General features: G+C 71.5%; 8 protein-coding genes. 5 read left to right on the top strand and 3 right to left on the bottom strand.

What is annotated here, in order from left to right; translation table 11 throughout:
• Positions 1-66 precede the first annotated feature (66 nt).
• From VQ03_RS28605 to VQ03_RS28595, 3 genes are all read left to right on the top strand, one after another.
• The gene (locus tag VQ03_RS28605) at positions 67-678 is read left to right on the top strand and encodes a histidine phosphatase family protein (protein ID WP_048454317.1); all 612 of its coding nucleotides are present in this window, start codon (positions 67-69) and stop codon (positions 676-678) included.
• Positions 675-1,442: a TIGR04290 family methyltransferase gene (locus VQ03_RS28600; protein ID WP_048454316.1), complete on the top strand. Its 768-nt coding sequence runs from the start codon at positions 675-677 to the stop codon at positions 1,440-1,442. The genes VQ03_RS28605 and VQ03_RS28600 overlap by 4 nt, the downstream gene beginning before the upstream one ends.
• 105 nt (positions 1,443-1,547) lie before the next feature.
• Positions 1,548-3,644 (top strand): FUSC family protein, encoded by a 2,097-nt coding sequence (locus VQ03_RS28595; RefSeq protein WP_053078779.1) that lies wholly within the window; start codon positions 1,548-1,550, stop codon positions 3,642-3,644.
• Positions 3,645-3,654: 10 nt separating this feature from the next.
• On the opposite strand, the gene VQ03_RS28590 is transcribed toward VQ03_RS28595, so the two are convergent.
• The 3 genes from VQ03_RS28590 to metX form a co-directional block, all read right to left on the bottom strand.
• The gene (locus VQ03_RS28590; RefSeq protein WP_048454315.1) at positions 3,655-4,140 is read right to left on the bottom strand and encodes a hypothetical protein; all 486 of its coding nucleotides are present in this window, start codon (positions 4,138-4,140) and stop codon (positions 3,655-3,657) included.
• Between the two features lie 192 nt (positions 4,141-4,332).
• Positions 4,333-4,992, bottom strand: a complete 660-nt coding sequence (metW, locus tag VQ03_RS28585; protein ID WP_048454314.1) for a methionine biosynthesis protein MetW — start codon at positions 4,990-4,992, stop codon at positions 4,333-4,335.
• Complete coding sequence (gene metX / locus VQ03_RS28580; protein ID WP_048454313.1) at positions 4,989-6,161, bottom strand: homoserine O-acetyltransferase MetX; 1,173 nt, start codon at positions 6,159-6,161, stop codon at positions 4,989-4,991. The genes metW and metX overlap by 4 nt, the downstream gene beginning before the upstream one ends.
• Positions 6,162-6,423: 262 nt before the next feature.
• Between metX and VQ03_RS28575 the strand changes: the two genes are divergently transcribed.
• Together VQ03_RS28575 and VQ03_RS31215 are read left to right on the top strand one after the other, a co-directional pair.
• Positions 6,424-7,296: a chorismate mutase gene (locus tag VQ03_RS28575; RefSeq protein WP_048454312.1), complete on the top strand. Its 873-nt coding sequence runs from the start codon at positions 6,424-6,426 to the stop codon at positions 7,294-7,296.
• Between the two features lie 436 nt (positions 7,297-7,732).
• Positions 7,733-8,920, top strand: a complete 1,188-nt coding sequence (locus VQ03_RS31215; RefSeq protein WP_053078778.1) for a GGDEF domain-containing protein — start codon at positions 7,733-7,735, stop codon at positions 8,918-8,920.
• The last annotated feature ends 105 nt before the right edge of the window (positions 8,921-9,025 follow it).

The raw sequence follows: 9,025 nt of genomic DNA, 5'->3' as shown, positions 1-9,025 counted from the left end.
GAAGAAGGTCGTGGTCATGCGCCCCCGGGCCTATCTGGCTTGCCGACGACGATGGGCCGGAGGCGCATGACCACGACCTTCTTCCTGGTGCGGCACGCCGCCCACGACCGGCTCGGCCGCGTCCTGTGCGGGCGGATGCCCGGCGTGACGCTCGGGCGCGAGGGAAAGGCCCAGGCCGCATCCCTCGCCGAACGACTCGCCGGCGAGGGACTGGCGGCGATCTACGCCTCGCCGCTGGAACGGGCGCAGGAGACCGCCGCCCCGGTGGCGGCCCGGGCGGGGCTCCCGGTTGAGACCCTGCCGGCCCTGAACGAGATCGATTTCGGCGCCTGGACGGGCCGGAGCTTCGACGACCTGCACGGCGATTCCACCTGGACCGGCTGGAACCAGGCCCGCCACGTCACCCGCCCGCCGGGGGGCGAGACGATCCTGGAGGCTCAAGGCCGGGCGATGCGGTGTCTCGAGGACCTGCGCGCGCGCCATGGCGAGGCCCGCCTCGCCCTCGTCAGCCACGCCGACGTGATCAAGCTCGTGATCGCCCATGCCCTCGGGCTCGGGGCGGACGGGATGCAGCGCTTCGAGGTCGGTCCGGCCTCGGTGAGCGTGCTGGTGCTGGGCGCCTGGGGCGCCAAGGTCGAGAGCCTGAACGAGCGGGCGTTCCTGGGGATCCACGCATGACCGACGACAGCTCGCGCGCCCAGTCCTTGCGCAGAGGGGCCGAGGCCCTGGGCCCCTGGTTCCACAACATCGAGATCGCGCCCGGCCTGTTCACGGCGCCCGACCACTTCCTCGGCGACTACCCGATGGTGAAGTGGCGCAGCTTCGCCGACGCGGTGCCGGCGGACCTCACGGCCAAGTCGGTGCTCGATATCGGCTGCAATGCGGGCTTCTACGCCGTCGAGATGAAAAGGCGCGGCGCGGCCCGGGTGCTCGGGATCGACGAGGACGAGCGCTACCTGGCGCAGGGCCGCTTCGTTGCCGAGGCCTTGGGCGCGGAGATCGAGTTCCGCAACCTCTCGGTCTACGATGTCGGGGCCTTGGGCGAGCGCTTCGACGTGGTGCTGTTCATGGGCGTGCTCTACCACCTGCGCCACCCTTTGCTCGCCCTCGACCTGATCCACACCCACGTCGCCGGCGACCTGATGGTCTTCCAGTCGATGCAGCGGGGTGCGAGCGACGTGGCCCCGGTGGCGGAGGATTACGACTTCTTCGACACCGGTCATTTCGACGATCCGGGCTACCCGAAGCTGCACTTCATCGAGCGCCTCTATGCCGGCGACCCGACCAACTGGTGGGCGCCCAACCGCGCCTGCACCGAGGCGATGCTGCGGGCCTCGGGCTTCCGGATCGAGGCCCATCCGGAGGAGGAGGTCTATCTCTGCCGACGGAGCGCCACGCCGGTCGACTGCCGGCCGGTCTATCCCGCGCGCCCGCCGGGTTGAGCGGTACACGGGGCGGCCCCGCCTCCTATAACGGTCTGCGGGGCACGCGGCTTGCCACGCTCGGGCCCTTCGAGGACCCGAACGCCCCGTGACCCCTCCCATCCGATGAAGCCCTCATCGCTCCGCCGCGGAACCCTGCGCGAGCCGGGCCCCGACCTCGCCCGGCTGCCGGTGGCGCCGGACCTCACCGGCATCAACATCGCCGAGGGCCTGCGGGCGGCCATCGCCTTCGCGAGCATCATCCTGCTCGAGTGGTGGCTGGCCTGGCCGCCGCTCCTCACCATGGCGCTCGCCGCCAGCCTGACCTGCTTCTGCGACATCGGCGGGCCGATCCGGCCGCGCCTGCGGGCGCTCCTCGCCTTCGCGGGGCTCGGCGGCGTGGTCTGGGGTGCCTTCGGGGTGATGGAGGGCTACGGCCCGGCCCTGGTGCTGCCGGTGGCCTCGGTCGTCATCTTCGCCTGCACCTTCGCGCGGGTCTGGGGCGTGCCGGCCCAGACCGTCGGCAACGTACTGGTGGTGGTGCTCTGCCTCGCCCTCGACCGGGCCCTCAGCGTGCAGCAGGGCGTCGTCGTCGCCGGGATGTTCTGGGCCGGCGGGCTCTGGGCCGCCTTCCTGGCCCTGGTGGTGTGGCGGCTCCACCCCTACCGGCCCGCCCATGCGGCGATCGGGGCCGTGTGGCGCGGCCTGTCGCGCCTCGCCCGCGACCTGCGCCGGCTCTCGGCCGACCCGCAGGGGACCGAACCCGCCGTCTGGGAGGCCCATGCGCGAGGCCATCGCCGGGCGGTGCGCGACGCGATCGAGGCCGCCCGCACCCTGGTGCTGGACCTCGCCCGCAGCCGCGCCCGGCTGTCCGAGCGCAATGCCCGGGCGCTGATCCGGCTGGAGGCGGCCGAGCAGCTCTTCGGGGTGATGATCGCCCTGTCGGATTACCTGGAGCGCGCCACCCCGGCGCAGCGGCGGCAAGCCGCCAAGCTCCTGCGCCTGCTGCCGCCGATGCTGACGATCCTCGCCCGGGCGATCCGCCGCGACCGGCCGGTAGACCTGAGGCGCATCGAGCGGGCGCTCGCCCGGGCGAAGCCCGCCCCCGACGCCGATCCGGCGTATCGCCGGATGGCCGAGCGCATCCTCGACCGGGTGCGGATCGGCGCCAAGCTGTCGGGGCCGGAGGACCTGGCCGGCGGCGGCGGGCTCGCCGGCGCGCCGGCCCCGCCCTGGCGCGAGACGGTGATGCAGCCCCTGCGGGCCAACCTCACCTGGTCCTCCGCCAACCTGCGCCACGCCGTGCGGGCGACCGCGGTGGCGCTGCCGGCGCTCGCCGTCACCGTCTGGTGGCCGGGTCCCTTCACCCACTGGCTCACCATCACGGTGGTGCTGACGATGCAGCCCTTCTACGCCGCCACCTGGCAGCGGGCGCTGGAGCGCATCGGCGGCACGGTGCTCGGCGGCGTGATCGGCGCGGTGCTCGCCTTCTACGCCACCTCGCCGCCGATCCTCGCCGCCATGATGGTGCCGCTCAGCGTCATCGGCTTCGCCGCGCGGGGCGTGAGCTACGGCACCTTCATCGCCTGCCTGACGCCCCTCGTCGTGGTGCTGGTGGAACTCGTCGAGCCCGGGCACTCGTCCTGGGAGATCGTCGGGATGCGGGCCCTGTTCACGGTGCTGGGCGGCGCGGTGGCGGTGCTGGCCAGCCTGCTGCTGTGGCCGCTCTGGGAGCCGGGCCGCGTGCGCGACGCCCTGCGCATCGCCCTCCAGACCCATGCCCGCTACGCCGACGCGGTGATCGCCGAGCGCTTGGGGGACGGTTCGTCCGCCGCCGCCGAGGCCGCCGCCCGGGCGGCGGGGCTCGCCAGCAACAACCTCGAAGCCGCGCTCTCCCGCGCCCTGCAGGAGCCGATGCGCCGCGGCCGCTCCCGCATCGAGGCCGCGATGATCGCCGACGCCACCCTGCGCCGCATGGCCGGGCGCCTCGCCATCCTGCGCCACGAGCCCGAGCCGGCGGGGCCCGACGCCGCTTCGTGGCGCGCCTGGCGCGACTGGCTCACCCAGGCGCTCGCCGCGATGGCATCCGGCGACAGGCTGCCGCCGAAGCCGGACGGAGCGGAATCGGCGGCTTTCGGACGCATCGCCGCGCAGGTCGAGTTGCTGGCCGGGACGTTGCGGCGGGCGGGGATCGGCGGGCGCGAGGCTGGGGGAACGGCGTAGCCCCCGGTCCCTACGAGCGCGCCCGATCGTTCGAGAACATCGTCTGCCCGCCCGGCCCGGTCTCCTCGCGCCGGGGCGGGTTGCGGCGCGTGTCGTCGCGGCCGGCAAGCTCGTCCGGATTGCCGCGCTCGGAGGCCGGGACGTCGTCGATCCGCGTCGGCGCCGCCTCGCTGCCCTCCGGTGCGCTCAGGATTCCGGATTGCGTGGTGCCGTCGCCGCCCATGCCACCGTAGCCCTGTGATGCACCACCGCCGGCGTCGGCACCGGCGGTGCCGAAGGCCGCCCGGACGTCATCCGCCTCACCCGGGAGGTCGCCGGGATCGGGCGCCCGTCCCGCATCGTCGCGCGGCCCGTCGGCCCGGGCGAGGCGCCGGCTCAGCTCGCGCTGCTCCTCGGGCGTGAGCACCGCCCGGCGGGCCGTGCCGGCCGCGCCCGTCTCGGGCGAGATCCCGCCGCCGGGGACCGGGGCGTCTCGGTTGCCAGGATGATCCGCCATGCGACGCGCTCCCGCTTCACAGCCATGCGGCCTGCCGGCCTGGCCGGACCAAAGCGCGGGCTCTAGAGCTGTTCCACGTCCCCGACGGCGTCGTGCGTCGCGGCGGCCGGGTGCAGGCGGCGCGCATCCGCGAAGTGCCATCCGGCTGCCGAGGATCGATTCCGCGGCGTCGGCGCCCCGCGAGGCGGTCCCTCACCCCCGCCGCAGCAGGAACACCCCCTGCGTGCCGACGAGGTTCCACACCCACCACGGCAGGGCGAAGCGCATCGGGTGGCCCGAGGCGTCGAGCGCCGAGGCGCGCTCGATCCGGGCGCCGACGAGGCGGCACAGGCCGACGAAGTCGCGGATCGTGCAGTGGTGGATGTTCGGAGTCTCGTACCAGGGATCCGGCAGGGTGTCGGTCATCGGCATCCGGCCGCGCAGCAGCAGCTCGCTGCGCACCCGCCAATGGCCGAAATTCGGGAACGACACGATCGCCCGCCGGCCGATCCGCAACAGGTGCTCCAGCACCACCTTGGGCTGGCGCGTCGCCTGGATCGTCTGCGACAGGATCACGTAGTCGAAGGCATCGTCCGGGTAGGCCGCGAGGTCGGTGTCGGCGTCGCCCTGGATCACCGGCAGGCCGTGGGCGAGGCAGGCATTGACGCCCTCGCGCGAGAGCTCGATGCCGCGGCCGTCGACGCCGCGCCGGTCGCGCAGGAGCGCCAAGAGCGAGCCGTCGCCGCAGCCGACGTCGAGCACCCGGGAGCCGGGCTCGACGAGGTTCAGCATCACCAGGTGGTCGATGCGCGAGGAGCCGGTGGCATCCTGCGGCAGGATCGCGGGGGCGAGGGAGGCGGTGACGGTGCTCACAGGCCGCGCTCCCGGGCGGCGGCCGCGATGAAGCCGCGGGCGGCCGAGATCATCGTCGGCTCGTCGAGCAGGAAGGCGTCGTGGCCCTTGTCGCTCTCCACCTCGACGAAGGCGACCGGGGCCGCCGCGGCGTTGAGCGCGTGGACGATCGCCCGCGAATCGGCGGTCGGAAACAGCCAGTCGGAGGTGAAGGACATGATGCAGAACCGCGTCCGCGTGCCCCGGAAGGCGTTGGCGAGCACGCCGCCGTGGTCGGCCGCGAGGTCGAAATAGTCCATCGCCCGGGTGAGATAGAGATAGGCGTTGGCGTCGAAGCGCTCGACGAAGGTGATGCCCTGGTGGCGCAGGTAGCTCTCGATCTGGAAGTCGGCGTCGAACGAGAAGGTCGGGGCGTCACGGTCCTGGAGCCGACGGCCGAACTTGCGGTGGAGGGCGGGCTCCGACAGGTAGGTGATGTGGGCGCCCATCCGGGCGACGCCGAGGCCCTTGGCCGGCCGCGTGCCGACATCGAGGTAGCGCCCGCCATGCCAGTTCGGATCGGCCAGGATCGCCTGGCGGCCGACCTCGTGGAAGGCGATGTTCTGGGCCGAGTGGCGCGCCCCCGTGGCGATCGGCATCGCGGCGAAGACCCGCTCGGGGTAGCTCGCCGCCCATTGCAGCACCTGCATCCCGCCCATCGAGCCGCCGATGCACAGGAAGAGGTCCTTGATGCCGAGCCGGTCGAGCAGCATCGCCTGGCCGCGCACCATGTCGCGGATCGTCACCAGCGGGAAGTCGAGGCCGTAGGCCCGGCCGGTCGCCGGGTTGAGCGAGGCCGGACCGGTCGTGCCCATGCAGGAGCCGACCACGTTGGCGCAGATCACGAAGTAGCGGTCGGTATCGACCGGCTTGCCGGGCCCGACCAGGCGATCCCACCAGCCGCCCTTGCCGGTCACCGGATGGGTGTTGGCGAAATGCTGGTCGCCGGTGAGCGCGTGGCAGACCAGCACCGCGTTGCTGCGCGCCTCGTTCAGCGTCCCCGCCGTCTGGTAGGCGATCTGCCAGGGCGCCAGGTCCACGCCCGCATCCATCGCCAGCGGCGCGTCGGCTTCGAACCGGGCGACGGGGCTCGTCGGCTCGTCCGCCTGGGAGGCGGCCTCGGGGCCGGGCTTCAGGAGTGGTGTGGCCATGCTTCTCACGGGGCTGTCGCCGGGTGGCGGGCTTGACGAGGCTTTGGCTTGGGAAAATCCGGAGGGGGTTCGTTCTCCAAACCGGACCGGCCGTTAAAGCGTCCAAAAATTCCGCTTCAACGGACGAAAGAGGTAAGGCTTCGCTGCCGCCCCGTCAATCGACGGAAGGGCTTTCTCCCGAAGAGCCGTGCCCTGCGGGCCCTGGCCCGCGGGCGCGGCGGGTCGTAAGACAATTCCTCCTGCCGCTTCTCCGCGTAAAGCCATGACGTCGACCCCGCCCGCCGACCTCGCCGCCCTCCGGGCCGACATCGACCGCATCGATTCGGCGATGCACGACCTCCTGATGGAGCGCGGCCGGATCATCGACCGGCTGATCGCCGTCAAGAAGACCTCGGCCTCCGGCTCCGCCTTCCGGCCCGGCCGCGAGGCCTCGATGATGCGGGCCATCGCCGAGCGCCACACAGGCCTGCTCCCCCTCGACACGGTGGAGGGGATCTGGCGCGTCATCATCGCCACCTTCACCTACGTGCAGGCGCCGTTCGCGGTCCATGCCGACGTCTCGGGCGGCGACGCGCCGATGCGCGATTCGGCCCGGTTCCATTTCGGCTTCACGGTGCCCTACCGGCCGCATCCGAGCGCCGCCGCGGTGATCGCGGCGGTGGCCGCCTCGCGCGGCGATCTCGGGGTGTTCCGCCTCGACCAGGGGGTGACGGCCGGCGCCTGGTGGCGCCAGCTCGCGGGGCCGGGCCGCCCGAAGGTGATCGCCCGGCTGCCTTTCATCGAGCGGCCCGGCCACCCGGCCGGCACCCCGGTCTTCTGCATCGCCAAACCCCTCGACGACCCGGCTGCTGCCCAGCGCGACTGGGTGCTCTACGCCGCCCATTTCGAGCGCTGGCGCGACGAGGCGGCCGAGGCGGTGGCGAGCTTAAGTGGCGAGGTGGTGGCGAGCGCCGGCGTCAGTGGGGGTCTGAGCCAGCTCCTGGCCCTGCCCGGGAGCGTCGGCCCGGAGGAGGCGCGGGCGGCCTTCACCGAGGCGGGCGCGGCGCCGGGGGCGTTCGAGGAGATCGGCAGCCACGCGGCCCGGTTCCGGGTGGGGGAGGGCCAGGGTTCGAGCCCGACCCGGTCGGCCGTGTGAAGAGCCGATGAAGGGCGCGAAAGGGTTTGCACAACGCCACCGCGACCGATGCCGCGGTGGCGCGCTTCCGTAGGAGGAGCGATGCGCGACGCGCGCATGGTTCTCTGAAAGGCGGCGATGTTCGGTTTCTCTGGGAGACCCGGACACCCGATCGACGAGTCTCGCTCCTGCATCCTGCGAGCGAGAGCCCGGCGCGAGGAATAACAAGATATTTTGGCGCGAACCGGATCGCGGGCCGCGAACCGTTCTCGTGTCAGCGATTCATTTCATATCCGCAGCCATTTGCATTGTCCGCCCGGCTCCTCGCGCGAGCGAGATGCCGTTAACTGCGGCGCGATAGAACGATCAGGCAGGCCATTCGCCCTTCCCGATTTCGGCCCTGCGCAAGCGAGATGAAGCAACTTTCGGTGTCTCGTGGCCGGATTTGGAGCGGCGGGTGGACATATTCAGCTCTCTCGACGTCATCACCCTGTTACGTCTGATGTTCCTGGCAGACGTTGTGGTCATCATGCTCCTGCTCGGCTATGGCAGTGGCGGCAGCCATGCAGGCGTATTCCGAGCCTTCATCGCCGCGCGCAGCCTGCATGCGGTGGCCTGCCTGATGATTGGTTTCGGGGTCGGGCGGCCGACCTTCTGGGGCATGCTCGTTCCCACCGCGATGGTCTTCTTCGGCCACGCCATCGAAGGCGCCACGATCGCCTTCCTGAGACGGGACAGGATCCTTGGAAAACATCTTCCGTTCGGCGTGGCGGCGATCGGTTCGCTCCTCCTGGTCGTCGCGACCCAGGTCGGGCCGTCGATGGTCGGAGTCGCGAGCGGCACCTTGTGCCTGATCGCCATCTATATCTGTGCGGCGCTGATCATACCGCCCGAGCGCTCCCGCTTGGTCTGGATGATGTTCGCGATCTTTGCGGCGCATGGCGCTGCGCAGTTCCTGCGATCTTACATCGGGTTTGCGCACAGCGCGACGATCAACGACCGACACTGGATGCAGGTGCTCGGGCTCGTGACGTCGTATGTCTATTGCGTCGGCGGTGGCGTCGGGTTTCTGTTGCTCCTCAAGGAAGAGGCCGATCGCGAGCTGCGGCGCGACGCCACGACGGATTCCCTGACCGGGCTGCTGAATCACCGCGCCTTTTTCACGGCCGCGCGTCAGCGTCTCGACGGGCTCCCCATGGAGGCGTCGCTCTCCCTCCTCTCGATCGACCTCGATCACTTCAAGCTCGTGAACGACACATACGGCCATCCGGCGGGAGATGAGGTCCTGCGCCAGGTCGGCGCGCGGCTCGCCGCTCATTCCGATGAGGATTGCGTGGTGGGCCGGGTCGGCGGAGAGGAGTTCGCCATGCTCTTCGCAGGCGGTGCCGCTGCCGCCTGCGAGAAGGCCGAGCAGCTGCGACAGTCGGTCACGACCGTCCGGCTGGCGGAATTTCCGGATCATCGCTGTACGGCGAGCATCGGTGTTGCGACCGTAGAGGGGCACCGGAGCGAGACCATCCACGCTCTGGTCAGGCGGTGCGACCACGCGCTCTATAAGGCGAAGAGCGACGGGCGAAACCGGGTCGTCCTCACGGCCGCGGAGAACGGTGCCCCCTCGATCGATCGAACGGCCGCAGCGGCTTGAAATGACAAGAGGCCTTCTGGAGGGAAAGCGGAGCCGGGTGGTGAGCGCCTGCGTCAGTAGGGGCCTGAGTCAGCTCCTCGCCCTGCCCGGGAGCGTCGGCCCGGA

The organism is Methylobacterium tarhaniae, assembly GCF_001043955.1.
Taxonomy (GTDB): domain Bacteria; phylum Pseudomonadota; class Alphaproteobacteria; order Rhizobiales; family Beijerinckiaceae; genus Methylobacterium; species Methylobacterium tarhaniae.
This window is presented reverse-complemented; position numbering and strand designations above follow the sequence as displayed.